Origin of the sequence: Streptomyces sp. NPDC046915 (assembly GCF_040644935.1) — a bacterium.
In the GTDB taxonomy this organism is placed as follows: Bacteria; Actinomycetota; Actinomycetes; order Streptomycetales; family Streptomycetaceae; genus Streptomyces.
Genome location: NZ_JBEYXB010000021.1, coordinates 1 through 26,653, shown reverse-complemented (window position 1 = coordinate 26,653; position 26,653 = coordinate 1). Strand labels below are relative to the sequence as shown.

Here is a 26,653-nt window from a genome sequence, read left to right as displayed (position 1 = left end):
ACCCATGCACGGGACTCACACAGAACGGTTCCCTACGATGGCGCGGTGACCAGTACCGCGTCCTCCACGGACATCCGGCAGGGCCGGGCCCCGCACGACGAGCGGCCGGGGTGGCAGCAGCGGCTGCGCCGATTCGGCTACACGGCGGGGCCGAGAAGCGATCTCCGCGACCGGCTGGTGCCGCCGTACGCCGAGCCCAGCTCCCGTCTGTGGTCCGCCCTGGGCGTGCCGCCGATGCTGGCCGAGCGCATCACGCGCTGGTCGGGCTGGGGCGGTCCGCTGCTGGTGACGCTGATGGCGGGCCTGATGCGGTTCTGGAACCTGGGCAGCCCGAAGAAGGTGATATTCGACGAGACGTACTACGCCAAGGACGCCTGGGCGCTCGTCCACCGCGGCTTCGAGGTCAACTGGGACAAGAACGCCAACGATCTGATCGTGCAGGCGAACGGCCACGTCGCCGTCCCGACGGACGCGGCGTACGTCGTGCATCCGCCGGTCGGCAAGTACGTCATCGGGCTCGGTGAGCTGGTCTTCGGCTTCGACCCGTTCGGCTGGCGTTTCATGACGGCGCTGCTCGGCACGCTCTCGGTCCTGCTGCTGTGCCGCATCGGCCGCCGGATGTTCCGCTCGACGTTCCTCGGCTGCCTGGCCGGGGCGCTGATGGCGGTGGACGGCCTGCACTTCGTGATGAGCCGGACCTCGCTGCTCGACGGCGTGCTGATGTTCTTCGTGCTGGCCGCGTTCGGCTGCCTGATCATCGACCGGGATCGAACGCGTGAGCGGCTCGCCGCCGCGCTGCCGGTCGACGCCGACGGCCGTCTGCGCCCGGACGCCGACGTGGCCGACACCCTCCGCTTCGGCTGGCGCCCCTGGCGCTGGGCGGCCGGCGTGCTGCTCGGCCTCGCGATCGGCACCAAGTGGAACGGCCTGTACGTCCTGGCCGCGTTCTGTCTGATGGCGCTGCTGTGGGACGTCGGCGCCCGCAAGGTGGCCGGCGCCTGGCACCCCTACCAGGCGGTCCTCAAGTACGACACCGGCCTCACCTTCCTGGCCACGGTCCCGGTGGCCATCGGCGTGTACCTGCTCTCCTGGACCGGCTGGATCCTCTCCCCGGCCGACGGTTCCGGCGGCTACTTCCGCAACTGGGCCGCCACCGACGGCAAGGGCGGCTTCTGGTCGTACGTCTCGCCGGACTGGCTGCGCAGCCTGTGGCACTACGAGCACGAGGTCTACAAGTTCCACGTCGGCCTGTCCTCGCCGCACACCTACCAGTCCAACCCGTGGAGCTGGATCGTCCTGGGCCGCCCGGTCTCGTACTTCTACGAGTCCCCCTCCCCCGGCGCCGACGGCTGCCCGGCCGACGCGGGCCAGAAGTGCGCCCGCGAGGTCCTCGCCCTCGGCACGCCCCTGCTGTGGTGGACGGCCTGCCTGGCCATCCTCTACGTCCTGTGGCGCTGGGCCTTCCGCCGCGACTGGCGCGCCGGCGCCATCGCCTGCGGCATCGCGGCCGGCTACCTCCCCTGGTTCCACTACCAGCAGCGCACGATCTTCCTCTTCTACGCCGTCGTCTTCGTCCCCTTCCTCTGCCTGGCGGTGGCCATGCTGATCGGCACGATCATCGGCCCCGCCAGATCCACCGACGCCCGCCGCGTGATCGGCGCGACGGGGGCGGGCGTACTGGTTCTCCTGATCGCCTGGAACTTCATCTACTTCTGGCCGCTGTACACGGGGACGGCGATCCCGATCGACGACTGGCGTTCACGTATGTGGCTGGATACCTGGGTGTAGGACATATCTGGCCACATGCCTGATGTCCGTTCGGACACCTTTCCGAAAACCCTCCTCACAGGAGCCCCTCACGACACTTACAGTGCGGGCACCGGAAGTGACGGAACGGGGGAGGGGCGCGCGGGATGCGCAAGGGGGTCAAGGGCGCTGTCGTAGGCGGCGTGCTCGTGGTGTTGGTGGGCGGGGCCGGGTACGGGGCGTACAACGTCCTCTCCGCGCTGCACGACGACGGGACGGCGGCCGTGAAGACCGGGCCGCCGGACAAGGACGAGGTGAAGGACACCACCGCCAAGTTCTTCGCGGCGTGGGAGAAGGGCAAGGCGGCGACCGCGGCCTCGTACACGAACTACCCGGGCGACGCCGAGTCGCTGCTGACGGCGTACGGGCAGGCCGCGCACATCACCGAGGTGCACATCACGCCCGGCACCGCGAGCGGGGACACCGTGCCCTTCACGGTGAAGGCGACCGTGTCGTACGAGGGGAAGTCCGAGGCCCTCGACTACCGGAGCCGGCTGACGGTGGTGCGCGGTGAGACCACGCACCGGCCGCTGGTCGAGTGGCGGCCGTCCGTCGTCCACCCGCAGCTGCGCAAGGGCGACACACTCGTCACGGGCGACGCGGCGACACCGCCGATCGAGGCCGTGGACCGCGACGGGAAGGTGCTGACGAAGGAGAAGTACCCCTCGCTCGGGCCGATCCTGGACGAGCTGCGCAGCCGGTACGGCGACAAGGCGGGCGGCACGCCCGGCGTCGAGCTGGTGATCAAGCACGCCGACCAGAACGCCGCCGACACCACCCTCGTCACCCTCGCCAAGGGCAAGGAGGGCAAGCTCCGCACCACGCTCAGCGCCGGCGTCCAGGCGGCGGCCGAGACGGCCGTGCAGAAGTACGCCGAGTCGTCGGTGGTGGCCGTCAAGCCCAGCACCGGCGAGGTGCTCGCGGTCGCCAACCACCGGAACGACGGCTTCAACGCAGCCTTCCTCGGCGAGCTGGCCCCCGGCTCCACCATGAAGATCATCAGCGCCGCCACCCTCATCGACAACGGCCTCACCAAGGCCACCGGACCGGCCCAGTGCCCGCCGACCGCGACCTGGCAGAGCCAGACCTTCAGCAACCTCAAGGGCCTGACCCCCGACGAGCACGCCACCCTCTCCGACAGCTTCGCCCGCTCCTGCAACACCGCCTTCGTGAAGTTCGCGGACGACCTGAAGGTGGACTCCCTCACCAGGGAGGCCCAGGAACGGTTCGGACTCGGGCAGAACGACTGGAAGGTCGGCGTCCCGTCCTTCGACGGCCGGGTCCCCGCCTCCGGCGGCCCCGACACGGCCGCCAACCTCATCGGGCAGGGCCAGGTCCAGATGAGCCCCCTGAACATGGCGTCGGTGACGGCGACCGCGATGACGGGCACCTTCCGGCAGCCGGTCATCGTGTCCCCCGAGCTGGACGGGCGGGACATCGCCACGGCCCGCGGCCTGTCGCCGGCCACCGTCGCCCAGCTCCGCGCGATGATGAACCGCACCGCCACCAGCGGCACCGCGGCCGGCGTGATGTCCGGCCTGAGCGGCAGCGTCGGCGCGAAGACCGGCTCCGCCGAGGTCGACGGGCAGGCCAAGTCCAACAGCTGGTTCACCGGATACCGCAACGACATCGCCGCCGCCGCGATGACCCAAGACGGCGGTCACGGCATCGACGCGGCCGGTCCGATTGTCGCAACCCTGCTACGGACGGGTGGCTGAGATCACCCGAGCCGAAAGGGACTCTAGGGTGGATGCCGTCGTTGGGGAATGTGAGGGCTACGAGGGCAGCGGGGACCCCGGGGATTCGCGGAGGATCGAAGAGCAGTGGGCAACAGAAGACGCGTCGCCGAGCGACGGAAGACCAGCCCCGCCGTGGTCGGCGGGATGATCGCCGTGGTCGTCGGCGGCGCCGGGTTCGGTGTCTACGCGCTGTACGGCGGCGGCGCGTCGGCCGAGGACCGTGCGCACTCCGCCTCCGAACACAAGCACGTGAAGACCGGTCCCCCGTCCGCCACCGAGGTGCGCACCACCGCCGAACGCTTCCTGACCGCCTGGCGGCAGGGCAAGGTCACGCAGGCGGCGGCCGCCACCGACGACTCGGGTGCCGCCACCGCGCTGCTCACCGGCTACACCAAGGACGCCCACGTCAAGGGCGTCACGCTCACCGAAGGCACCCGCACCGGCGCCGAGGTCCCCTTCTCCGTGAAGGGCACGGTGTCGTACAAGGGCATCAGCAAGCCACTGGCGTACGACAGCACGCTCACCGTCGTAAGGCGCAAGAGCGACGGCAAGCCGCTGGTCGACTGGCACGCCTCCGTCGTCCACCCCGACCTGAAGGACGGCGACACGCTGGTCACCGGCGAGTCCGGCACCCCGCCCGTCAAGGCGCTGGACCGTGACGGCGGCGAGCTGACCGCGGCGAAGTACCCGTCGCTGGGCACGGTCCTGGACGGGCTGCGCGAGAAGTTCGGCAAGGTCGCGGGCGGCAAGGCGGGCGTGGAGCTGCGCGTGGTGCGCGGCAAGGCGTCGACGAAGGCGAAGCTGTCCGACAAGACGCTCGTCGAGCTGAGCAAGGGCACGCCGGGCACGGTGAAGACCACGCTCGACCCCGCCTTCCAGGCCGCCGCCGAACGGCAGGTCGGCAAGCAGAAGCGGGCGTCGGTGGTGGCCATGCGGCCCTCGACCGGCGAGATCCTCGCGGTGGCCAACACCGACCACGGCTTCAACACGGCCTTCCAGGGCTCCCTCGCGCCGGGCTCCACGATGAAGGTCGTGACGTCCACGATGCTGTTCGAGAAGAGGCTCACCACCCCGGGGGCCTCGCACCCCTGCCCCAAGACGTACAAGCTCGCCGGCTGGACCTTCCACAACGACGACGACTCCGAGATCAAGCACGGCACGTTCAAGATGAGCTTCGGGGCGTCCTGCAACAACGCGTTCATCGACTTCGCGCCGAAGCTGTCCGACAGCGACCTGACGAAGGAGGCCCAGCAGGTCTACGGCCTCGGCATGAACAACTGGGCCATCGGTGTCCCGTCGTTCGACGGCTCCGTCCCGGTGCAGAGCGGCGCGCAGATGGGCGCCTCGCTGATCGGGCAGGGCGGAGTGCGCATGAACCCGCTGAACATGGCCTCGGTGGCCTCGACGGTGGAGTCGGGCACCTTCCGCCAGCCCTACCTGGTGTCCCCGAGCGTGGACCACCGTACGACGGCGAAGGCCTCGCGCACGATGTCGTCGAAGACGCAGTCCGAGCTGAAGGAGGTCATGCAGTACACGGCCTCCTACGGCACGGCGGCCAAGGCGATGTCGGGGCTGGGCCCGAACTACGGCGCCAAGACCGGCTCGGCCGAGGTCGACGGCCAGAAGAAGCCCAACGGCTGGTTCACGGCGTACCGCGGTGACCTCGTGGCGGCCGGTGTGGTCCAGGCGGGCGGGCACGGCGGTGACACGGCGGGACCGATCGTGGCCTCGCTGCTGAAGATGGGCGGCTGAGCCCCGGTCAGGTCAGGCCCGTACGGGCTCGCCGACCAGGTAGGTCCGGCGCAGGAACCGGATCAGCGCCTTCGACTCGAACTGCACCACCGAGACGCCCTGCTTGTCGTGGAACTCCACCACGGCCTGCACCCGGCCGCACGGCCACACCCGTACGTCCCCGCTCTCCACCGGCACCCGCAGCCCCTGTTCGAGCAGAGACCGGGAGAGGGTCCACTCGTGCGGCCCGGGCAGGCCGACCCGCACCGCACGCGGGTCGGTATCGGGGTCGTAGCGAAGGACCACCGGCACGGCGGGATCCTCCGGGATGTCGTCGTCGGTGACTATGTGGGCTCGTGCGTACTGCTCGACTACAGACATCGGGCGGCCCCTCACCTTCGGTGACCTGTGCGGAAACTGTGCGTCCGCCTCCACTCCAATGTCGCATATCTCCCGTATTGTGCACCCCATGCCGCCAACTCGCTCTTGCAAGAGGTTCGCAACAACCCATTAAAATCAAACGGTGCACGTACCTGACGGATTCATCGACGCCCCCACCTCCGCGGTCACCGGCGTGGTCGCCGCCGGTGCCATCGCCGTGAGCCTGCGCGGCGCGCGACGCGAACTCGACGAACGGACCGCGCCGCTGGCCGGGCTGGTGTCGGCGTTCATCTTCGCGGTGCAGATGCTGAACTTCCCGGTCGCGGCCGGCACCAGCGGCCATCTGCTCGGCGGCGCGCTCGCCGCGATCCTCGTCGGGCCCTGCACCGGGGTCCTGTGCGTCTCCGTGGTCCTGCTCATGCAGGGCATCCTCTTCGCGGACGGCGGGCTGACCGCGCTGGGCGTGAACATCACCGACATGGCGATCGTCACGACCGTCGTGTCCTACGCCGTCTTCCGCGGCCTGGTGAAGGTGCTGCCGCGCAGGCGGCGCTCGGTCACCGTGGCCTCCTTCGTCGCCGCGCTGCTTTCCGTGCCGGCCGCGGCGGTCGTCTTCACGCTGATCTACGCCGTGGGCGGCACCACCGACGTGGCCCTCTCCAAGGTCGCCACCGCGATGATCGGCGTCCACGTCCTCATCGGCATCGGCGAGGCCGTGATCACCTCGCTCACCGTCGGCGCCGTGATCGCCGTACGGCCCGACCTGGTGTACGGCGCCCGCGGTCTCCAGCGGCGGCTGAAGCTGCGCGTGAACGGCGAACTGGTCGACGCCCCCGGGACACCGGTGCCGGCCGCCGCCCGGACCTCGCGCCGGAGGCTGTGGCTCACCGGCCTGGTCACCTCGCTCGTGCTCGCCGGGTTCGTCAGCTTCTACGCCTCCGCCAACCCCGACGGCCTGGAGAAGGTCGCCCACGACAAGGGCATCGACAAGAAGGCGGAGCGGCACGCGAGCTCCGACTCCCCGCTGGCCGGCTACGGCGTCAAGGACATCTCCGACGCCCGCCTCTCCGGCGGCCTGGCGGGCGTGATCGGTGTCGGGGTCACGGTCGTCGCGGGCAGCACGGTGTTCTGGGTGGTCCGCAGGCGCCGCACCGGCGACCCCGCCGAGACCCGTCGTACCGGCGAGCCGGCCGAGGCCTCCTGAGATGGGCGCCGGACACGCACACCGGCTCTACCGGCACGGGCACTCCCCCGTGCACGCCCTGCCGCCGCACACCAAGCTCGCCGCCGCCTTCGCCTTCGTGGTCGTCGTGGTGTCGACCCCGCGGGAGGCGATGTGGGCGTTCGGGCTGTACGCCGTCCTGCTCGGCGGGGTGGCGTACGTCGCGCGCGTGCCCGCCGGGTTCCTGCTGAAGCGGCTGCTGATCGAGGTGCCCTTCGTCGCCTTCGCCGTGCTCATGCCCTTCGTGGCGGAGGGTGAGCGGGTCGGCGTCCTCGGGCTCTCGCTGAGCGTGAACGGCCTGTGGGGCGCCTGGAACGTGCTCGCCAAGGGCACCCTGGGCGTCGCCGCCTCCGTCCTGCTCGCGTCCACCACCGAACTGCGCGAACTCCTCCTCGGCCTTCAGCGCCTCAAGCTCCCGCCGCTGCTCGTGCAGATCGCCTCCTTCATGATCCGCTACGGCGACGTCATCACCGACGAGATGCGCCGCATGCGGATCGCCCGGGAGTCGCGCGGCTTCGAGGCGCGGGGCGTACGGCACTGGGGCGTGCTCGCCAAGTCGGCCGGCGCGCTGTTCATCCGCTCCTACGAACGCGGCGAGCGCGTGCACCTGGCCATGGTGAGCCGCGGGTACGCCGGTTCGATGCCGGTGATCGACGAGGTGACCGCGTCCCGGGCGCAGTGGTCGTACGCCCTCACCCTCCCCTTCGCCGCCCTCGTCGTCTGTCTGCTGGGATGGATCCTGTGACACCTTCGCTGGAAGTGGCCGGACTGGCCTTCGCCTACCCCGACGGCCACCAGGCCCTGTTCGGTGTGGACTTCACCATCGCCCGCGGCGAGCGGGTGGCGCTGCTCGGCCCGAACGGCGCCGGCAAGACCACGCTCGTGCTGCACCTCAACGGCATCCTGGGCGGCGGCGCCGGCACGGTGACCGTGGCCGGGCTGCCGGTCGGACGGAAGCACATGGCCGAGATCCGGCAGAAGGTCGGCATCGTCTTCCAGGACCCCGACGACCAGCTGTTCATGCCGACCGTGCGGGAGGACGTGGCGTTCGGACCGGCGGCGGCCGGGCTGAAGGGGGCCGCGCTGGAGGAGCGGGTGCGCACCGCCCTGGAGCGGGTCGGGATGCAGGACTTCGCCGACCGGCCGCCGCACCACCTCTCCTTCGGCCAGCGGCGCCGGGTGGCGGTGGCGACCGTGCTCGCCATGGAGCCGGAGATCCTCGTCCTGGACGAGCCCTCCTCCAACCTCGACCCGGCCTCCCGCCGCGAGCTGGCCGACATCCTGCGCTCGCTGGACGTGACGGTCCTGATGGTCACGCACGACCTGCCCTACGCGCTGGAGCTGTGCCCGCGCTCACTGATCCTGAGCGACGGCGTGATCGCCGCCGACGGCCCGACCGGCGCACTCCTGTCCGACGAGGCGCTGATGCGCGTCCACCGCCTGGAACTGCCCTTCGGCTTCGACCCGCGGTCCGTGACAATGGGCGCGTGACACATCAAGAGGAGTCCGGGCCGCCGCTGTCGCCGCTCCTTGACGAGCAGTTGTGCTTCGCGCTGTACGCCGCCCAGCGAGCGGTGACGGCCGCGTACCGCCCGCTGCTCGACGAGCTCGGGCTCACCTACCCGCAGTACCTGGTCCTGCTGGTGCTGTGGGAGCGCGGCGAGACGACCGTGAAGGAGCTGGCCGGCGCCCTGCGCCTCGACTACGGCACGGTGTCGCCGCTGCTGAAGCGGCTGGAGGCGGCGGGTCTGGTCCGCCGCGAGCGCTCGGCGCGGGACGAGCGCTCGGTACTCGTCGCCTGCACGGTGCGCGGGGAGGACCTGCGTGAGCGCGCGGCCCGCGTACCCGGCACACTCCTGACGACGACGGGCCTCGACGCGGCGGAAGTCGCGCGGTTGCGCGAGGAGTTGTGGCGGCTCGCGGAACGCACCGCCCGAGCGGCGACCACCCGGTAATCGAAGTTACCCACAGTTACCTCCCCCGGCGGGGGACAGCCGACGTACCAGCCAGTACCTTGTGCACGATGCACTTGCGCACACCTGTTCTGGGGGAGGGCCCGCCATGACGGACGGCACCGCCGTCGACACCCGGCCGACGAAGATCATGTACGTCGCCGAAGCCACCGCGCACGGCGGCCGGAACGGCTATGTCACCAGCCAGGACGGCCATATCGAGCTCAAGGTGGCGATGCCTCCGGCGCTGGGCGGCGACGGCGACGGCACCAACCCCGAACAGCTCTTCGCGGCCGGCTACAGCTCCTGCTTCCACAACGCCCTGATCCTGGTCGGCAACCGGGCGGGCTACGACCTCACCGGCTCCACGGTCGCCGCCAAGGTCGGCATCGGCCCCAACAAGACCCGCGGCTACGGTCTCGCGGTCGCCCTCAGCGTCTCCCTGCCGGTCCTCGACCCGGACGTCGCCGCCAAGCTGGTCGACGCGGCGCACGAGGTGTGCCCGTACTCGAACGCCACGCGCGGCAACATCGATGTAACGATCGTCCTCGGCTAGCGAAACGCAGGAATCCCAGGCTCAGGGTCGGTGTTGCGGCCACTGTCGAAGGCGAGCCGGAGGGGAAGTACAGGACTATGGACGCGGACGCGGACGTGAACGGGGCGGTGGCCGAGGGCTTCGAGCCGGTCAGGGAGGCGTTCGCGGCCAACTTCGCGCTGCGGGGCGAACGGGGCGCGGCCGTGGCCGTGTACCGCGACGGGCACAAGGTCGTCGACCTGTGGGCCGGTACCAAGAACTTCGACGGCACGGACGGCACGGCTCCCTGGGAGCGGGGCACCGCCCAGATCGTGCGCTCCGCGACGAAGGGCGTCGCCGCCGCCGCGCTGCTGCTCCTGCACCAGCGCGGCGAACTGGACCTGGACGCCCCGGTCGGCGAGTACTGGCCGGAGTTCAAGGCGGCGGGCAAGGAGCACACCCGGGTCCGGGACCTGCTCGCGCACCGGGCCGGTGTGCCCGTCCTGGACCGGCCGCTGACGCCCGAGCAGGCCGCAGACCCCGACCTCGGCGCGGCGGCCGTGGCGGCCCAGGCGCCGGTGTGGGAGCCGGGCACCGACCACGGCTACCACGCGCAGACCTACAGCTGGCTCACGAGTGAGCTGCTCCGCCGGGTCACCGGCCGCCCGATCGGCGAGTGGATCGCCGCGGAGATCGCCGGGCCCGTCGGCGCCGACCTGTGGGTGGGGCTGCCGGAGACGGAGGCCGGGCGCGTGGGCCGGATCGGTCCGGTCGAGGCCCCCGAGCCGGCCGGCGCGCTGAAGACCCGCCCGAAGCGGGCGGTCGCCGAGGCCTACGCCGACCCCGGCTCCCTGACCTGCCGCGCCTTCGCCGCGATCACCCCGCTGCCCGACGAGAACTCCCCCGCCTACCGCGCCGCCGCCCTGCCCGCCTCCAACGGCATCGCCACCGCCGACGGCCTGGCACGCTGCTACGCGTCCCTGATCGGCGAGGTGGACGGCGGCACCCGCCTGTTCACCCCGGGCACGGCGGAACTGGCGCGCACCACGCACTCCGACGGAGCCGACCGCGTGCTCGTGGTGCACACCCGGTTCGGCCTCGGCCACATGCTGCACGGCGGCGCGTCCCCGCTGCTCGGCCCGGGTTCCTTCGGACACCCCGGCCGGGGCGGCGCCCTCGGCTTCGCCGACCCCGAGTCGGGCATCGCCTTCGGCTACGTCACCAACGGCCTGCGCAAGAGCGTGACGGCGGATCCGCGGGCACAGGCACTGGTGCGGGCGGTGCGGCAGTCCCTGCCGGCCGCCCGCTGACCAGTGCGGCGACAAGTGCGGTGCTCACACGTGGATCGCGTGGGACGTCCGCCCGGACGCCTCGTCGATCTCCTCGTGCGCCTTGGTCAGCAGTTGCATGGCCAGGTCGTTGAGGGCGCGGCCGCCCGCTATCTCCTCGCCGACCCGTGGCTGGTTGGCGTCGGTGCGGTGGCGGCTGGCGTGGCCGTGCGCCCGCACCTCCGTGCCGTCGGGCAAGCGGACCAGGGCCGCGGCCCGTGTGTGCTGCTGGTCCTCCTCGAACTCGAGCTCGATGTGCCATCCCACCGTGGTGCGCATCTGAACCACCTCCGGAACCGTTGATTCCAGAGTGCTCCTCGAAGGCCCGCGGCGTCACGTCGGGGCGCCACCGCACAGGCCGGGGACCGTCACTTCTCGTCGAAGCTGGCGAAGTACGCGGCGGCCATGTCCTCGTCCGCGTGGCCCTGCGCGGCGGCCCGCGCGAACCGTGCGGCGGCCGCCTCGGCGACGTCGAGACGGGCGCCGCCCCGCTCGCCGGCCCGGACGATCAGCCGGGCGTCCTTCTCGGCGGTGGCCACCGCGAACTGGGCCGGGGTCAGCCGCCCCTCCAGCACCAGCTGGGACTTGGCCCGCAGATAGCCCATGTCGAGCGGGCCGCCCTCGATGAGCCCGAAGAAGCTCTCCGGGTCCACGCCCAGCGCCTTCGACAGCGCCAGCACCTCGCCGGCCGCCGCAGTGGCCGCCAGGACCCAGCTGTTGGCGACCAGCTTCAGCCGGGTGGCCCCGGCCGCCGCCGCGTCCTCGCCGGCCCAGACGGTACGGGCGCCGACCGCGTCGAACACGGGCGTGACCGTCTCCCGCCCCGCCTCGGGCCCGGCGGCCAGCACGGTCAGCTGCCCGGCCTCGGCGGGCTGCCGGGTGCCGAGCACCGGGGCGTCGTAGAAGACCAGGCCGTGCTCGCGGGCGAAACCGGCCAGGTCGGCGACGGCTTCGAGTCCGGCGGTGGTGGACTGCACCCAGACGGCACCGGGCCGCAGGCCGGGCACGGCCTCGCGCATGGTCTCCCGGACCGTGTCGCCGTCGTACAGCATGGTCAGCACGACATCGGCGCCCTCGACGGCCTCGGCGGGCGTGCCGGCGATGTGCGCGCCGTCCGCGGCCAGCGGCTCGGCCTTGGCACGGGTGCGGTTCCAGGCGCGGACGGTGTGTCCGGCCCGGACGATGCAGCGGGCCATCGCGGCACCCATGATGCCGGTGCCCAGGACGCTCACGGTCAGCTTGTCGGTCATGGCGGTCACTCCCCTGTTCCCATGTCGCGGTAACAGGCCTCAGCTTCCCGTAGGCGGCAGGGACACGCCCGCTATCCGGTGTGCAGCATCAGCCCGATACCGACCACCATGAGCCCCGCGGCGGCGATCCGGGGCAGACCGAAGCGTTCCTTGAAGAACAGGGCCCCGATGGCCGCGCCGACGATGATCGAGGATTCCCGGAGCGCCGCGATGGGTGCCAGCTCGGCCCGGGTCTGGGCCCACAGGACCAGGCCGTAGGCGGCGACGGAGAGGGCGGCGCCGAGCAGGCCGAGGGCGGTGAAGGGGCGCAGGACGGCGACCGTCTCCCCGCGCCACCGCCAGAGGGCGTATCCGGAGATCCACAGCCCCTGGAGCACCATCAGCCAGGCGATGTACCCGAGGGCGGAGCCGGAGGCCCGCACGCCGAGCCCGTCGACGACGGTGTACGAGGCGATGGACAGCCCCGTCGCGAGGGCCGCCCCGATCGCCGCCCAGTCGGGCCGCCGCCCGCGCAGCCCCCACACGGCGACCCCGGTCAGCCCCGCGCAGGACAGCGCGACCCCCGCCGCGGCCCAGCCGTCGGGCACCTCGTGCGCGAAGACGGCGGCGAACACGGTGACCACCAGCGGGGCGGAACCGCGGGCGAGGGGATAGGCCTGCCCGAAGTCGCCCAGCCGGAAGGAGGTCATCAACAGGACGACGTACACGAAGTGGATGCCCGCCGAGGCGATCAGATACGGCCACGCCCGCGCCGCCGGGACCGTGGCGAAGCACGCCAGGACCAGCCCGATCAGCACACCGCCCGTCAGGATCAGGGTGAACCCGACGAGCTTGTCGGTGATCCGGTGCGCGATGGCGTTCCAGCTGGCGTGGGTGACGGCGGCGAGCAGGACGGCGGAGGTGACCAGCGGGGTCACGAGGTGCGCTCGCGCACGTCCACCAGGGTGGCTCGGGCGTGGGCGACCAGCGTGCCGGGTTCCATGGGGAAGACGGTGTACGGCGTTCCGGCGGCGCCCCACACGAGGTCGTGGCCGAGGAGTCCCCGGTCGGCGAGCACCCGCGTCCGGGTCCGGTGCCCGAAGGGCGGCACGCCCCCGATGGCGTACCCGGTCGTCTCCCGCACCACCTCGGCCTCGGCCCGGGTGACGCGAGCGGCCCCGAGCTCGGCCCGCACCCGCTCCACATCCACCCGCGAGGCCCCGTCCATGAGCACCAGCACCGGCACCCCGTCCGCCGCGAAGATCAGCGACTTGCAGATCTGGCTCAGCTCGCAGCCGATCGCGGCGGCGGCCTCGCCGGCGGTGCGGGTCGCCTCCGGGAAGCGGCGGATGCGTGCGCGGAGCTCCCCGAGGCCGAGTTCGTCCAGGGCGGCGGCGAAACGGGGGTGGGCTTCGCGGTGATCGTCGGCGTCAGTGGCGGCTGTCGTCGTCATGCCGGGCACGGTAGTGGCAGGCGTACCGGGCAGGCGACCGGGTTTCGGGCGGGCGCGGGGACAAGGAAGCCGGTGAGGGCGCGCCGTCCCCACGGCGCCCTCACCGGCGATTGTGGTCAGGAGCGGGGCGTCAGACGCCCACCAGCTCCCGGTCCTCGTCCTCGTCCCCGTCCTTGACGCGGGGCTCGTCACCGGCGCGCAGGCCCTCGCCCTCGACGTCCACGTTGGGCAGCGCGCGGTCCAGCCACTTCGGCAGCCACCAGGCCTTCTTGCCGAGGAGCGCGAGCACCGCCGGGACGATGGCCATACGGACGATGAACGCGTCGAAGAAGACGGCGATCGCGAGGCCGAAGCCGATCATCTTGATCATCGACTCGCTGGATCCGATGAAGCCGGAGAAGACGGCCATCATGATCACGGCCGCGGCCGTCACCACGCGTGCGCTGTACTTGAAGCCGGTCACCACCGCCTGGCCGGGCGTCTCGCCGTGGACGTACGCCTCCCGCATCCGGGTCACGAGGAACACCTCGTAGTCCATCGCGAGTCCGAAGACCACGCCGACCATGAAGATCGGCATCATCGACATGATCGGGCCGGTCTGCTCGACGTTCATCAGGCCCGACAGCCAGCCCCACTGGAAGACCGCGACCACCGCGCCCAGCGCGGCCGTCACCGACAGCAGGAACCCGAGCGCCGCCTTCAGCGGGACCAGGATCGAGCGGAAGACCACGATCAGCAGCAGGAAGGCCAGGCCGACCACCAGGGCCAGGTACGGCAGCAGCGCGTCGTTGAGCTTCTGGGAGAAGTCGATGTTCATCGCCGTGGAGCCGGTGACCAGCACCTTGGCGTCGGTCTTGGCGGTGATGTCCGCGCCCTTGTCACGGATGGCGTGGACCAGGTCCTCGGTGGTGGCCGAGGACGGCTTGGAGTCGGGGATGACGGTGATCGTCGCGGTGTCGCCGGCCTTGTTGGCCGCGGCCGGGGTGACCGTGACGACGTCCTTCAGGCCCTTGATCTCGTCGCCGACCTTGGTGAAGGCGGCCTTGGGGTGGGCGCTGTCCTTCGCGTCCACCACGATCATCAGCGGCCCGTTGAAGCCCGGCCCGAAGCCCTCGGAGAGGAGGTCGTAGGCGCGGCGCTGGGTGGTCGAGGTCGGCTGGGAGCCGTCGTCGGGGAGGCCGAGTTCCAGGGAGGCGGCCGGGATGGCCGCCGCGCCGAGGCCGATCACGCCGAGCAGGAGGACGGCGACCGGGCGGCGTACGACGAAGCTCGCCCAGCGCGTGCCCATGTTGGGGCGGCCCGCCTGCTTGGGCCCCCGGCCACCGCCGAGCAGCTTGCTCTTCTCGCCGGCCGGCTTGACCTTGCGGCCCGCGTAGCCGAGCAGCGCCGGGATCAGCGTCAGGGCGATCAGTACGGCGATGGCGACCGTTCCCGCCGCCGCGACGCCCATCTTGGTCAGCATCGGGATGTTGACGACGGACAGGCCGACCAGGGCGATGACGACGGTCAGACCGGCGAAGACCACCGCCGAGCCGGCCGTGCCGACGGCCCGTCCGGCCGCGTCCTCGCGGGCGCGGCCCTCGGCGAGTTCGGCGCGGTAGCGGGAGACGATGAAGAGGGCGTAGTCGATGCCGACGGCGAGGCCGATCATCGACGCGAGGGTCGAGGTCGTCGAGCCGAGGTCGAGGGTGGAGGCGAGCGCGGTGATCGTGGAGACGCCGATACCGACGCCGATGATCGCGGTCAGCAGCGGGAATCCGGCCGCGAGCAGCGAGCCGAAGGTGATGACGAGGACGACCGCGGCGACCGCGATGCCGATGACCTCGCTGGAGCCGGTCTCGGGGGTGGCGGTGAGCGCGTCACCGCCGATCTCCACGGTGAGCCCGGCGCCCCGCGCGTGCTGCGCGGCCTCCTTGAGGGCGTCCTTGGTGGAGTCCTCCAGCTCCATGCCGGAGACCTTGTACCGCACCGACGCGTAGGCGACCGTGCTGTTCTTGCTGACGGCGTGCGTGGCGTAGGGGTCGGCGACGGAGGAGACCTCGGAGCCGCTCTTCAGCTCCTCGACCGCCGCGTGGACGGCCTTCTTGTTCTCCTTGTCGGTCATCTTCTCGCCGCTCGGCGCCTTGAAGACGACCCGCGCGGTGGCGCCGTCGGCGGTGGTGCCGGGGAAGCGCTGTTCCAGCAGGTCGAAGGCCTTCTGGGCCTCGGTGCCCGGAATGGAGAAGGAGGTGTTGCCGGCAGCCGGCGCGGAGGCGGCGCCCACCCCGGCGAGGGTGAGCAGCGCGACCCATATCAGGGCGACGAAGTGCCGTCGCCGGAAGGCGAGACGGCCGAGTTTGTAGAGGAACGTGGCCACGGAGGCGTACTCCCGGTCAGGTCGTGGGTTCTTCTGGGCAGGGTCGATCAGCCCGACGACGTGAGCGGGTACGTCAGGTGGTGGGCTTGCTGGGGAGAGGGTTCAGCCGGTGGTGACGCCGAGGGCGGGGAGGACGACGGCGTCGATGTACGAAAGGAGGAAGGCCTGCGTCGGCGGCTGCTCGTCGATCATCGTGCGGGCGGCGAACCCACCGATCATCATGTGCATCACGTAATGGATCGCGGGGTTGTCCGCGCGGACCTCACCCCGGTCGATCGCCCGTTGCAGCACGCGGCGGAACTCCACCATCTCCGGCTCGATGAGGTGGTCCTTGAAGGCTCTCAGGAGGTCCGGGTTGGAGTGGATCGCCATGGCCAGGCCCCGCATCAGCGCTGAGTTCTGCTCCATCTCGCAGTCGTCCGCGCGCATGGTGAGGGCGTGCAGGTCACCTCTGAGCGACCCGGTGTCGACGTCATCGGCCGAGTGGCCCGGCTTGTCGTGCCGCACGGCCTTCGCCACCAGCTCGGCCTTTCCGCCCCACTGGCGGTAGAGGGTGGCCTTGCTGGACCGGGTGCGGGCGGCCACGGCGTCCATGGTGAGGGCGTCGTAGCCGACTTCGCGGAGCAGATCGAGCACGGCCTCGTACAACTCGGCCTCGCGCTCGGGCGTGATCCGACTGCGGCGCGCGGCGGCGACCTCGGTCATCTCTCTCACCCTTCCGCTCCGAACGACTCTGTTTCGTACAGGAAGAATGTAGCGCAAGGCACCAGCGAAACGAAACGGTTTCGTACGTGTGCTGCGTCACGCCTGGTCGGAGCGGGGCCTTTTTCACGAGTTGCTCCAGTCCGTCCCCGGGGAAAGCCTGGGGAGGTGAGCTATCTGCGCTTTCCGCATCTCAACGGAGAACTGCTGTGCTTCGTGGCCGAGGACGACCTCTGGCTGACCCTCCTCGACACCCCGGGCCGCGCCTGGCGGCTCACGGTCGACCGTACCAAGACCGGTCATCCCCGCTTCTCCCCCGACGGACGCCACATCGCGTACACGACCTGGCGCAGCCTGGTCCCCGAGATCCACCGGGTCGGGACCGACGGCGGGCCGGCGCGGCAACTGACGTACTGGGGCAGCCCGGACACCCAGGTCTGCGGCTGGACCCCGCCCGACGAGCACGGACACAGCGACATCCTCGCCGTCGCCTCCCACGGCGAGCCCTTCTCCTACTTCACCTGGGCCTACAAGGTCACCCCCGACGGCGACCCGGGCCGCAAGCTGCCCTGGGGCCCGGTCTCCGACATCCAGGTCGCCGACGTCGACGGCGAGCACAAGACGCTGCTGCTGACCGGCACCCCGCCGCACGAACCGGCCTCCTGGAAGCGCTACCGGGGTGGCGCCACGGGCCGGCTGTGGCTGCACGGGCAGCGGCTGCTGCCCGACATCGGCGGGCATCTGCACTCCCCCATGTTCGCCGGCGGCCGCATCGCCTTCCTCTCCGACCACGAGGGCATCGGCAACCTCTACTCCTGCGCCTACGACGGCACCGACCTGCGCCGCCACACCGACCACGACGCCTTCTACGCCCGGCACGCCTCCAGCGACGGCACCCGGGTCGTCTACCAGTGCGCGGGCGACCTGTGGATGGTCGACGACCTGGCACCGGACTCGGAACCGCACAAGCTGGACGTGCGTCTGTCCGGGCCGCGCGCGGGCCGCCGTACGTACCAGGTTCCGGCCGCCCAGCACGTGGACGGCATCTCCGTGGACGAGACGGGCCGGGCTAGCGCCGTCGTCGTACGCGGCTCCCTGCACTGGCTCACCCACCGCGACGGCCCCGCCCGCACGATCACGGACACGCCCGGGGTACGCGCCCGGCTCCCGGAGATGCTGGGCTCGACCGGGCAGGTCGCCCACGTCACCGACGCCGAGGGCGAGGACGCGATCGAGATCGCCCAGCTCCCCCGCGCCACCGGCGACCGCGAGCCCCGCCGGCTGGCCTCCGGGCGGGTGGGCCGCGTCCTGGAAATGGTCTCGGACCCCGACGGCGAACGCCTGGCGCTCGCCGCGCACGACGGCCGGCTGCTGCTCCTCGACGTCACGGAGGTCACGGATGCCACGGAGGTCACGGACGTCTCAGATGTCACGGACGTCACGAAGAACGCGGAAGGCGCCGTCACCGAGCTGATCCGGTCGGTCAACGGGCCGGTGCGCGATCTCGCCTTCTCCCCGGACGGGGCGTGGCTGACCTGGTCGCATCCCGGGATCGGGCGCACGCTGCGGCAGATCAAGATGGCCCGGATAAAGGACGGGCTGATCCTCGACGTCACCAACGGCCGCTTCGAGGACGAGAACCCGGTGTTCACCCGGGACGGCCGCTATCTGGCCTTCCTGTCCTGGCGGGGCTTCGACCCGGTGTACGACGTGCACACCGGGGACCTGTCCTTCCCGCTCGGCTGCAAGCCGTACCTCGTCCCCCTCTCCTCGGCGACCCCCTCCCCCTTCGCCCTGAACCCGGAGGGCCGGCCGGCGGCCGGTGGCCTGGACCCGGTCGAGGACGAGGAGGGCGGCGAGGCGGGCACGGTGACCGTCGAGGTCGAGGGGCTGGAGAACCGGGTCACGCCGTTCCCGGTCACCGCCTCCAAGTACTCCGCGCTGCAACCGGTCGCCGGCGGCGGCCTGGTCTGGCTGCGCTGGCCGATCTCGGGCGCGCTGGGCGAGACGTTCGCCAATCCGGACGACACCACCGGCCGGCCGACGCTGGAGTACTTCAACATCGCCAAGGGGAAGAAGTCCGAACTCGTCGGCCACCTGGACTGGTTCGCGGTGAGCGGCGACGGCACCCGGCTGGTCGTGGTCGACGAGGGCGAGCTGCGGGCGGTGCCGTCCACCGAGTCCGGCGACGCCGACACGACGACCTGGATCGACGCCCGCCGGATCCTGCACGAGGTCGACCCGGCCGCCGAGTGGCGCCAGGCGTACGACGAGGCCGGCCGTCTCATCCGCGCCTACTTCTGGGACCCGGGGATGTGCGGCATCGACTGGGACGCGGTCCTCGACCAGTACCGGCCGCTGGTCGAACGCGTCGCCTCCCCCGACGAGTTCGCCGACCTGCTGCGCGAAGTGCTGGGCGAGCTCGGCACCTCGCACGCCTACGTCAGCGCCGCCCGCCGCAACGAGGGCCCGGCGCACTACCAGCGCCTTCAGGGTCTGCTGGGCGCCAACTTCGTGCGCCGGGACGATCGTTGGACGGTCAAGCGGATCCTGGCCGGCGACTCGTCCGACTCCCGGGCCCGCTCCCCGCTGGCCGGCACCGGCATCCGGGACGGCGCGGTCCTGACCCATGTCGACGGCCGGCCGGTGGATCCGGTGGCGGGACCGTACCCCCTGCTGGCGGGGGCGGGCGGTACGACGGTGGAGCTGACCTTCGCGCCGCCGGAGGGCGAGGAGGGCCCGGCCCGGCGGGTCGCCGTCGTCCCGCTCGTCGACGAACGGCCCCTGCGCTACCAGGACTGGGTCGCCAAACGCCGCGCGCTGGTGCACGACCTAAGCGGCGGCAAGTGCGGCTACCTGCACATCCCCGACATGGGCGGTTCCGGCTGGGCGCAGTTCAACCGCGACCTGCGGATGGAGCTGTCCCGGCCCGCGCTGATCGTGGACGTGCGCGGCAACGCCGGCGGGCACATCAGCGAGTTGGTCATCGAGAAGCTGAGCCGGACCATCATCGGCTGGGACCTGACCCGCAACGCCCAGCCGGTGTCGTACACCTCCAACGCGCCCAGGGGGCCGGTGGTGGCGCTGGCCGACGAGGCGACGTCCTCCGACGGCGACATGATCACCGCCGCCTTCAAGCTGCTCAGAATCGGGCCGGTGGTGGGGCAGCGCACCTGGGGCGGGGTGGTCGGGATGACCGGGCGGCACCGGCTGGGCGACGGCACGGTCATCACGGTGCCGATGAACGCGGCCTGGTTCGACGCCTACGGCTGGTCCGTGGAGAACCACGGCGTCGCCCCCGACGTGGAGGCACTGCGCACCCCGCTGGACTGGGCGGAGGGCCGGTACGCGCAGCTGGTCGACGCGGTGGAACTGGCGCTGGAGCTGCTGACCACCGAACCCGCGGCGGTCCCGCCGGACTACCGCGACGTGCCGGACCGTTCGCGCCCCAAGCTGCCACGGCGGCCGACGGACCGGTGAGCGGGCAACGGACCCGTGAGCGGCCGACGGACCGGTGCGCGGCGTGCGCGCGGGGAGGGGCGCCCCTCGTCAGGGGCGCCCCTCCGGGTCAGGAGACCGCGTCAGGCGTCGTAGTCCTGGCTGAAGCGGTCCTGCATCTCCTGCTCCGTGTCGTCGATGTCGTGACGACCGCGCTCACGCTGCTGCTGGCCGCGCTGCGGGGGCTGGTGCTGGCCGTGCTGCGGAGACTGCTGGCCACGCTGGCCGGCCTTCTCACGGGCCTCGCCCATCTTCTGCTTGCCCTGTTCCTGCATGCCGCGGGCCTTCTGCTGGCTCTGGTCCTTCATACCCATGTGGGTTCACTCCCGTAGTGGGTGGGGGTTGGCCCCTCGGTGGGGCCTCGACCAGATTCACACGGGCGGACACAGTGCGCATTTCGATCATTAACGGTGCGTAACGCCCGCTGGTCCAGGGCTAGTTTCGCCGCACCGACCGCTCCTGCTCGTCGGCCTCCCCGCCCGCGCCCACCAGGCCCGTCCGCATGCCCCGCAGCCGGGGCGCGAACCGCCGCATCTCCCGCTGGCCCACCGTCCCGATGAGACCCGGCAGATACCCGCGCACGCCCTGCATCCCGCGCAGCCACCGCTGCCCGTACACATGGCCGGCCCGCCGCTCGATCCCGGCCACGATCCGGTCGACCGCCGGGCCCAGCGGATAGGTCTTGTTGGACGGCCACGGCAGCCGCTGCCTGAGCTCGCGCATGACCTCGTCCTGGTCGGCGCCGCGCACCATGTCCGTGTCGGTCCACGACAGATAGGCCACGCCGACGCGGACGCCCTGATGACCGACCTCGGCGCGCAGACTGTGCGCGTACGCCTCCACACCCGACTTGGACGCGCAGTACGCCGTCATCATCGGCGCCGGGGTGATCGCGGCGAGCGAGGCGATCTGGAGCAGATAGCCCCGGCTCTCGATCAGCACCGGCAGGAAGGCGCGGGCGGTCACCGCCGAGCCGATCAGATTGACCTCGATCACCCGCCGCCAGGCCTCCGGGTCGGAGTCCACGAAGGGACCGCCGGTCGCCACCCCGGCGTTGGCGACGACGATGTCGACCTTGCCGAACCGCTCCTTGACCTCCCGGGCGACCCGGGCCATCGCCTCGTGGTCGGTGACGTCGGCGTACCAGTGGTCGCTGTCGCTGTGCAGCCGCCCGGAGACCTCCTTCAGTGCCTCCGGCTCCAGCCCGACCAGCGCCACCCGGGCGCCGCGCGCGGAGAGCTTGCGCGCGAGCAGCTCGCCGACGCCGCGCGCGGCCCCGGTGACCACCGCGACCTGTCCCTCGAGATCCACCCTGCTCATGCGCTCTCCTCGACCGTGTCCGTCACGTACCCGCAGACCAGTTCCCGGATCTTCCCGGTGACCAGTTCCGGTGCCTCCACCGGTGTCATGTGGCCGACGCCGGCCAGCTCGGTGCTGCCCACGCAGTGCGGCAGCGCGGCCACCAGCGACCGTGCGTGCACCGGCGGGGTCATCCGGTCCGCCGTGCCCACGACCACGACCGTCGGCGCCCTCAACTCCCTTACGCCGTGGTCGAGATCGAGCGTGTCCAGCACCAGTGACCAGGCGTGGCGCACGGTGCGCGGGCAGGCGTGCACGATCCGCGCGCACGCCTCGACCATGTGCGGGGCCGAACCGGCGCCCATGGTGGCGTACTTGAGGATGCGCCGCGCGAGAGGCGTGACCGGCCCCAGCGGGGCGCGCGAGCCCAGGACGCGCGCCGTGAGCCAGGTGCGCACCCGCCCCGCGCGCAACGGCACCACGAGCGACTCGGCGACCAGCCGCGAACTGCCCGTGCTGCACAGCAGGACGGCCGCCGCGTGGTCCCGGAAGCGGGCGCGCGCCGAGGCGGCCAACACCGTCATCCCGCCCATGGAATGGCCCACGATCACGGCCTTCTCCCCCGGCGCGAGGGTCTCGGCGAGCACCGCCTCCAGGTCGTCGGCGAGCGCCTCGGCGGTGCAGCCGGGGCTCGCCGGGCTGCGGCCGTGTCCGCGCTGGTCGTAGGCGATGACCCGGTGGTCCACGGCCAGCTCCCGGATCTGCGCCGCCCAGAACGCGGTCGAGCAGGTCCAGCCGTGGGCCAGGACGACGGGGGGCGCCTCGTCGGGGCCGTGCACCTCGACGTGCAGCCGGGCGCCGTCGGCGGAGACGGCCGTCAGGACGCGGCCGGGGACAGGTGGGGCGTACGGGCCGGAGGCCACGTGGGGGAGGCGGCTCATGCGGTGACCTCGCTGGGGCTGTGGGACGCGTCGGGGGTCTTCTTCGTGGCGGGCGGCCGGACCACCTCGTACTCCGCCAGGTCCACCCGTCGGGTCGCCCGGCGGAACTCGGTGGGCGTGCCCGGCCAGATGGTGGTGTTGCGGCCGCTCGCGTCCAGGTACCAGCTGGTGCAGCCGCCGGTGCTCCACACCGTGCGCTTCATGCGCTCCTGCACCTTGTGGTTCCAGGCCCGGACGGCGCTCGGGCGGGCGTCGAGGGCGACCCGGCCGCCGAGGACGTCCAGCTGGCGCACGAAGTCGGCCAGGTAGTTCAGCTGGGACTCGATCATGAGGATCATGGAGGAGTTCCCGAGGCCGGTGTTGGGGCCGATGACCGTCATCCAGTTCGGGAACCCGGCGGCACTGGCCCCGCGCAGCGCCTGCATCCCGTCCTTCTTCCAGGCCTCGGCGAGGGTGCCGCCCTCCGCCCCGACCACCCGCTCGGCGATCGGCATGTCGGTGACGTGGAAGCCGGTGCCGAAGACGATCGCGTCGGCCTCGGCCTCGCTGCCGTCGGCGGCGACGAGGGTCGAGCCGCGCACCTCGGCGAGCCCGCTCGCGACGACGTCGACGTTGGGGCGGGTGAGGGCCGGGTAGTACTCGCTGGACAGCAGGATCCGCTTGCAGCCGATGCGGTAGTCCGGGGTGAGCTTGGCGCGCAGGGCCGGGTCCTTGACGGCCCGCGCCATGTTGCGCTTGGCGATCTGCTCGACCAGGCCCAGCTCGTCGGGGTGCCTGGTGAACGCCTGTACCTGCAACTCCCGGATGCCCCACAGCAGTCCGCGCCTGAGCTGCGTGGTGAACGGCAGGGTCCGGTGCAGCCGCCGCTCGACGCCGCTGATCGCCCGGTCCATCCGGGGCATCACCCACGGCGGGGTGCGCTGGAAGAGGGTCAGCCGGGAGACGCGGGGCTGGATGGACGGCACGATCTGGATCGCCGACGCGCCCGTACCCACCACGGCGACCCGCTCGCCGGTGAGGTCGTGGTCGTGGTCCCAGCGGGCCGAGTGGAAGACCTTGCCGGGGAAGGTGTCGAGGCCGGGGACGTCCGGGATCCTCGGGTCGGACAGCGGGCCGGTGGCGGAGACGACGACGTCCGCCGACAGCGCGCCGCCGGCCGTCTCGATGTCCCATCGCAGCTTCTCGGTGTCCCAGGTCATCCGCCTCACCTCCGCGCCGAAGCGGATGTGGGGCCGCAGCCGGAAGACGTCCGTCACGTGTTCCAGGTAGGCGCGGATGTGCTCCTGCCCGGAGAAGGTGCGCGGCCAGTCGGGGTTGGGCGCGAAGGAGAACGAGTACAGATGTGACGGCACGTCACACGCGCACCCCGGGTAGCTGTTGTCCCGCCAGGTGCCGCCGACGCTGTCGGCGCGTTCCAGGACGACGAAGTCGGTGACCCCCTCGCGGCGCAGTCGCACGGCCGCGCCCAGCCCGCCGAATCCGGATCCGATCACCGCCACCCGCACGTGTTCGCGTTCGGTCATCCCGACAGCCTCCTGCCCGACGTGACTGCGCCAGTGAACACTGGCGCAATGGGACTGTAGAGCAGCTCCGTACCGACCGGTAGGGGGTGCGACGAGGAAAGTTACCCCGGGTACGACATAGGGTGCGGGCGTGGCAGACAAGCGCGAGTACCGCATGGAGGAACTGGCCCGGCTGGCCGGCATCACGGTGCGCACCCTGCGTTTCTACCGGGAACGCAAGCTGATACCCCCGCCCCGCCGCGAGGGCCGTATCGCCTGGTACGACGACCACCACCTGGCCCGCCTGCGCACGATCTCGGCGATGCTGGAGCGCGGGCACACCCTGAACGGCATCGCGGAACTCGCCGAGGCCCTCGACCAGGGCCGCGACGTCGCCGACCTGCTCGGCGTCGACGACCCCACCGAGGAGGAGCCGGTCCGCCTCACCCCCGAGGAACTCGCCGCCCGCTTCGAGGGCCACGTCACCCCGGAGAACCTCGCCGCCGCGATGGAACTCGGCTATCTGGGCACCGACGGCGACGAGATCGTCCACATCAGCCGCCGCCTGCTGGACGTCTCCTCCGCCCTGGCCCGCGAGGGCATCCCGCTCGCGGAGGTCCTGGCGGTCGCGGGGCGCGTACGCGAACACGCCGACGCCCTCGCCGCACTCTTCACCGACCTCGTCCTGCGCCACGGCCCCGAGGAGGACCTGCAACGCCTGCGCCCGCTGGCGCGCAGCGTGGTGGAGGCGGAACTGTCACTGGCCCTGGACCGACGGCAGCGCAAGCAGGGCCAGGACCTGTCCTAGAGGTCGTAGACCGCCGTCACCGGCGCATGGTCGGACCAGCGCTCCTCGTGCGTGGCCGCCCGCTCCACGAAGCCCTTGACCGCCTTGCCCGCGAGCCCGGGGGTGGCCACATGGAGGTCGATGCGCCAGCCGGAGTCGTTGTCGAAGGCGCGCCCCCGGTAGGACCACCACGAGTACGGCCCCGCCACGTCCGGATGCAGTGCCCGTACGACGTCGACGTAGCCGCCGTCCGTCTCGTCGAAGACCTGGGTCAGCCACTGCCGCTCCTCCGGCAGGAAGCCGGAGTTCTTGGTGTTGGAGCGCCAGTTCTTGAGGTCGGCCTGCTGGTGGGCGATGTTCCAGTCGCCGACGACGAGCACCTCGCGCCCGTCGGCGGCGGCCCGCTCGCGCAGGTCCTTGAGGTAGGCGAGGAACTCGGCCATGAAGCGGATCTTCTCGTCCTGCCGCTCGGTGCCGACCTCGCCCGAGGGCAGATAGAGGGAGGCGACCGTGACGCCGGGCAGGTCGGCCTCGACGTACCGGCCGCTGGTGTCGAACTCGGTGGAGCCGAAGCCGATCCGGACGCGGTCGGGTTCGCGCCGGGTGTAGAGGGAGACGCCCGCGCGGCCCTTGGCGGCGGCCGGAGCGTGCACGACGTGCCAGCCGTCGGGCTGCCGCACGGCCTCGGGCACCTGCTGCGGCTCGGCACGCACCTCCTGAAGGCACACCACGTCCGCCGAGGTCTCCGCGAGCCACTCCACGAAGCCCTTCTTCGCGGCGGCCCGCAGTCCATTCACATTCACCGAGGTCACAGTCAGCACCAGGGCACGATACCGGCACACTGGACGGGCACTGATTTTCGATAAATTCCCTACTATGCATGAATGTACGATGCCCAGCATGAATATTCGTCGTGTGCCTTTCGACCACTCCGACGCCGTGAAGCTGAACGACGAGGTCCAGGCCGAGTACCACCTGCGCTACGGCGACGGCGGTGACGCCACCCTCCTCAACGCGTCGGACTTCGAGCCGCCGAGGGGCGTGTATCTGATCGCGTACGACACCACCGGCAGACCCGTCGCCACCGGTGGCTGGCGCAGCCAGGACGCCAACGGGGAGGGCAACACGGACGGCGACGCCGAGCTCAAGCGCATGTTCGTGGTCGAGGCGATGCGCGGCCGGGGCCTGGCCCGCCGCATCCTGACCGCCCTGGAGGACGACGCCCGTGCGGCCGGCCGCCTCCGCATGGTCCTGGAGACCGGCACCAAGCAGCCGGAGGCCATCGCCCTGTACACCTCCAGCGGTTACGAGCCGTGCGTCAAGTTCGGCTACTACCGCCACTACGAGGACAGCCGCTGCTTCGCGAAGACGCTGCGGTGAGCTCGGTGAGCTGCAACGGCCGTCGCCCGAAAGCGCCCTTCCCTACTTCCCGCCGATGCCCTTCTCCCCGATGTGGAAGATCTTGTGGCTGCCGCGGGTCATGTCGACGACCAGCTTGGTGGGGTGGCTCTTGCCCCAGGTGAGGGTGATGACGGCCTCTGTGTGATCGGCGGTGCCGTTGTCGGTGACCTTCCAGGCGAGCGGGACGTTCTGGGCGCGCAGGACGCCGTTGGCGTGGTTCCTCTTCTCCCAGGCGTTCAGTTCCTTCTGGAAGGCGGGGGTGAGGTAGTGCTCGCGCAGCGCGGCCCGGAGCTTGACGCTGCCCTCGTCGTTCATCGCGTCGATGTAGGTGCCGTAGAAGTCGGCGATGCGGGTGATGTTGTCGGACGTCTTGCCGCTGACGCTGCGCGGGGTGCCGGCGGAGGCCGCCTGAGCGGTGGCGCCGAGGCCGAGGGCTACGGCGAGGACGCCGGCGGTCAGGGCGGTGCGGGCCTTGCGGTTCATGTGTGATCTCCGTTTGCTGATGGTTGTGTTGGTCGGTTGGCCGTCCGTGCGATGAGCTGACTGAGCCGGCCTGCTCGGGTGCGCCTGGGCACGGAGGTCCCCCGTGAATGAGCGCATGGGTGAATGAGTGCCTGGGTGCATGAGTGGCTGGGTGCATGAGTGCACGGACGCCGGATGTCGCGGCGACGCCGGTGGGTCGGTCCGGCCCTGGTCGGTGCGACACCAAGAGCATCAGCCGGCACGGGAGCCCGGCGCAACGCTCGACGCCCGTTCGGCGACGGTGGAACCATCCCAGCCCTTCTGACGTGCAGGTATATGGGTGCCTGGGA

General features: G+C 71.5%; 25 protein-coding genes. 12 read left to right on the top strand and 13 right to left on the bottom strand.

Annotated elements, in window-relative coordinates; translation table 11 throughout:
• Nucleotides 1-45: 45 nt before the first annotated feature.
• The 3 genes from ABZ915_RS38470 (at nt 46) to ABZ915_RS38460 (ending at nt 5,297) form a co-directional block, all read left to right on the top strand.
• Nucleotides 46-1,788 (top strand): phospholipid carrier-dependent glycosyltransferase, encoded by a 1,743-nt coding sequence (locus ABZ915_RS38470; protein WP_361813140.1) that lies wholly within the window; start codon nt 46-48, stop codon nt 1,786-1,788.
• Between the two features lie 125 nt (nt 1,789-1,913).
• A complete protein-coding gene (locus ABZ915_RS38465) occupies nt 1,914-3,524 on the top strand; it encodes a penicillin-binding transpeptidase domain-containing protein (protein ID WP_361813138.1) in 1,611 nt (536 codons plus the stop codon).
• A 105-nt stretch (nt 3,525-3,629) separates the two neighbouring features.
• The gene (locus ABZ915_RS38460) at nt 3,630-5,297 is read left to right on the top strand and encodes a penicillin-binding transpeptidase domain-containing protein (RefSeq protein ID WP_361813136.1); all 1,668 of its coding nucleotides are present in this window, start codon (nt 3,630-3,632) and stop codon (nt 5,295-5,297) included.
• A gap of 12 nt (nt 5,298-5,309) precedes the next feature.
• Here ABZ915_RS38460 and ABZ915_RS38455 read toward each other — a convergent pair whose 3' ends face one another.
• Complete coding sequence (locus tag ABZ915_RS38455; protein ID WP_361813134.1) at nt 5,310-5,657, bottom strand: SsgA family sporulation/cell division regulator; 348 nt, start codon at nt 5,655-5,657, stop codon at nt 5,310-5,312.
• Nucleotides 5,658-5,799: 142 nt separating this feature from the next.
• Between ABZ915_RS38455 and ABZ915_RS38450 the strand changes: the two genes are divergently transcribed.
• From ABZ915_RS38450 to ABZ915_RS38425, 6 genes are all read left to right on the top strand, one after another.
• Nucleotides 5,800-6,861, top strand: coding sequence for an energy-coupling factor ABC transporter permease (locus ABZ915_RS38450; RefSeq protein ID WP_361813132.1), 1,062 nt, complete (start codon nt 5,800-5,802; stop codon nt 6,859-6,861).
• A gap of 1 nt (nt 6,862) precedes the next feature.
• Nucleotides 6,863-7,624, top strand: a complete 762-nt coding sequence (gene cbiQ / locus ABZ915_RS38445) for a cobalt ECF transporter T component CbiQ (protein WP_361813130.1) — start codon at nt 6,863-6,865, stop codon at nt 7,622-7,624.
• Nucleotides 7,612-8,370 carry an ABC transporter ATP-binding protein gene (locus tag ABZ915_RS38440; protein WP_361813128.1) on the top strand — a complete coding sequence of 253 codons (759 nt, stop codon included), beginning with the start codon at nt 7,612-7,614 and terminating at the stop codon, nt 8,368-8,370. The genes cbiQ and ABZ915_RS38440 overlap by 13 nt, the downstream gene beginning before the upstream one ends.
• The gene (locus ABZ915_RS38435) at nt 8,367-8,834 is read left to right on the top strand and encodes a MarR family transcriptional regulator (RefSeq protein ID WP_361813126.1); all 468 of its coding nucleotides are present in this window, start codon (nt 8,367-8,369) and stop codon (nt 8,832-8,834) included. The genes ABZ915_RS38440 and ABZ915_RS38435 overlap by 4 nt, the downstream gene beginning before the upstream one ends.
• A gap of 106 nt (nt 8,835-8,940) precedes the next feature.
• Complete coding sequence (locus ABZ915_RS38430) at nt 8,941-9,387, top strand: organic hydroperoxide resistance protein (protein ID WP_361813124.1); 447 nt, start codon at nt 8,941-8,943, stop codon at nt 9,385-9,387.
• Nucleotides 9,388-9,464: 77 nt separating this feature from the next.
• Complete coding sequence (locus ABZ915_RS38425) at nt 9,465-10,655, top strand: serine hydrolase domain-containing protein (RefSeq protein ID WP_361813122.1); 1,191 nt, start codon at nt 9,465-9,467, stop codon at nt 10,653-10,655.
• Nucleotides 10,656-10,679: 24 nt separating this feature from the next.
• Here ABZ915_RS38425 and ABZ915_RS38420 read toward each other — a convergent pair whose 3' ends face one another.
• From ABZ915_RS38420 to ABZ915_RS38395, 6 genes are all read right to left on the bottom strand, one after another.
• Nucleotides 10,680-10,952: a DUF1876 domain-containing protein gene (locus ABZ915_RS38420; RefSeq protein WP_361813120.1), complete on the bottom strand. Its 273-nt coding sequence runs from the start codon at nt 10,950-10,952 to the stop codon at nt 10,680-10,682.
• Between the two features lie 89 nt (nt 10,953-11,041).
• Nucleotides 11,042-11,923: an NAD(P)-dependent oxidoreductase gene (locus ABZ915_RS38415; RefSeq protein ID WP_361813118.1), complete on the bottom strand. Its 882-nt coding sequence runs from the start codon at nt 11,921-11,923 to the stop codon at nt 11,042-11,044.
• A gap of 71 nt (nt 11,924-11,994) precedes the next feature.
• Entirely contained in the window at nt 11,995-12,840 is an 846-nt protein-coding gene (locus ABZ915_RS38410; RefSeq protein ID WP_361813116.1) for a DMT family transporter, read from the bottom strand.
• Nucleotides 12,837-13,355: a YbaK/EbsC family protein gene (locus ABZ915_RS38405; RefSeq protein WP_361813114.1), complete on the bottom strand. Its 519-nt coding sequence runs from the start codon at nt 13,353-13,355 to the stop codon at nt 12,837-12,839. Before ABZ915_RS38405 ends, ABZ915_RS38410 begins: the two co-directional genes overlap by 4 nt.
• 130 nt (nt 13,356-13,485) lie before the next feature.
• On the bottom strand, nt 13,486-15,711 hold the full coding sequence (locus ABZ915_RS38400; RefSeq protein WP_361813112.1) for an MMPL family transporter: 2,226 nt from the start codon (nt 15,709-15,711) through the stop codon (nt 13,486-13,488).
• Nucleotides 15,712-15,813: 102 nt separating this feature from the next.
• The gene (locus tag ABZ915_RS38395; protein ID WP_361813110.1) at nt 15,814-16,416 is read right to left on the bottom strand and encodes a TetR/AcrR family transcriptional regulator; all 603 of its coding nucleotides are present in this window, start codon (nt 16,414-16,416) and stop codon (nt 15,814-15,816) included.
• Nucleotides 16,417-16,581: 165 nt separating this feature from the next.
• Between ABZ915_RS38395 and ABZ915_RS38390 the strand changes: the two genes are divergently transcribed.
• A complete protein-coding gene (locus ABZ915_RS38390) occupies nt 16,582-19,893 on the top strand; it encodes a S41 family peptidase (protein ID WP_361813108.1) in 3,312 nt (1,103 codons plus the stop codon).
• 101 nt (nt 19,894-19,994) lie between these two features.
• Here ABZ915_RS38390 and ABZ915_RS38385 read toward each other — a convergent pair whose 3' ends face one another.
• The 4 genes from ABZ915_RS38385 to ABZ915_RS38370 all read right to left on the bottom strand — a co-directional run bounded on the left by ABZ915_RS38385 (nt 19,995) and on the right by ABZ915_RS38370 (nt 23,674).
• Nucleotides 19,995-20,225 (bottom strand): hypothetical protein, encoded by a 231-nt coding sequence (locus ABZ915_RS38385; protein WP_361813106.1) that lies wholly within the window; start codon nt 20,223-20,225, stop codon nt 19,995-19,997.
• 121 nt (nt 20,226-20,346) lie between these two features.
• Nucleotides 20,347-21,231 carry an SDR family oxidoreductase gene (locus ABZ915_RS38380; RefSeq protein WP_361813105.1) on the bottom strand — a complete coding sequence of 295 codons (885 nt, stop codon included), beginning with the start codon at nt 21,229-21,231 and terminating at the stop codon, nt 20,347-20,349.
• Complete coding sequence (locus ABZ915_RS38375) at nt 21,228-22,151, bottom strand: alpha/beta hydrolase (RefSeq protein WP_361813103.1); 924 nt, start codon at nt 22,149-22,151, stop codon at nt 21,228-21,230. Before ABZ915_RS38375 ends, ABZ915_RS38380 begins: the two co-directional genes overlap by 4 nt.
• Nucleotides 22,148-23,674: an NAD(P)/FAD-dependent oxidoreductase gene (locus ABZ915_RS38370; RefSeq protein ID WP_361813101.1), complete on the bottom strand. Its 1,527-nt coding sequence runs from the start codon at nt 23,672-23,674 to the stop codon at nt 22,148-22,150. Before ABZ915_RS38370 ends, ABZ915_RS38375 begins: the two co-directional genes overlap by 4 nt.
• Nucleotides 23,675-23,804: 130 nt before the next feature.
• On the opposite strand from ABZ915_RS38370, the gene ABZ915_RS38365 reads away from it, so the two are divergent.
• Complete coding sequence (locus ABZ915_RS38365; RefSeq protein WP_361813099.1) at nt 23,805-24,461, top strand: MerR family transcriptional regulator; 657 nt, start codon at nt 23,805-23,807, stop codon at nt 24,459-24,461.
• On the opposite strand, the gene ABZ915_RS38360 is transcribed toward ABZ915_RS38365, so the two are convergent.
• Nucleotides 24,458-25,261 (bottom strand): exodeoxyribonuclease III, encoded by an 804-nt coding sequence (locus ABZ915_RS38360; RefSeq protein ID WP_361813098.1) that lies wholly within the window; start codon nt 25,259-25,261, stop codon nt 24,458-24,460. The two genes, ABZ915_RS38365 and ABZ915_RS38360, sit on opposite strands and share 4 nt — an antisense overlap.
• A gap of 79 nt (nt 25,262-25,340) precedes the next feature.
• Here ABZ915_RS38360 and ABZ915_RS38355 point away from each other — a divergent pair, with 79 nt between their 5' ends.
• On the top strand, nt 25,341-25,820 hold the full coding sequence (locus ABZ915_RS38355; protein ID WP_361813096.1) for a GNAT family N-acetyltransferase: 480 nt from the start codon (nt 25,341-25,343) through the stop codon (nt 25,818-25,820).
• 42 nt (nt 25,821-25,862) lie between these two features.
• Here the strand turns inward: ABZ915_RS38355 and ABZ915_RS38350 are convergent, their stop codons facing one another.
• Nucleotides 25,863-26,324 carry a hypothetical protein gene (locus ABZ915_RS38350; protein WP_361813094.1) on the bottom strand — a complete coding sequence of 154 codons (462 nt, stop codon included), beginning with the start codon at nt 26,322-26,324 and terminating at the stop codon, nt 25,863-25,865.
• Nucleotides 26,325-26,653 lie beyond the last annotated feature (329 nt).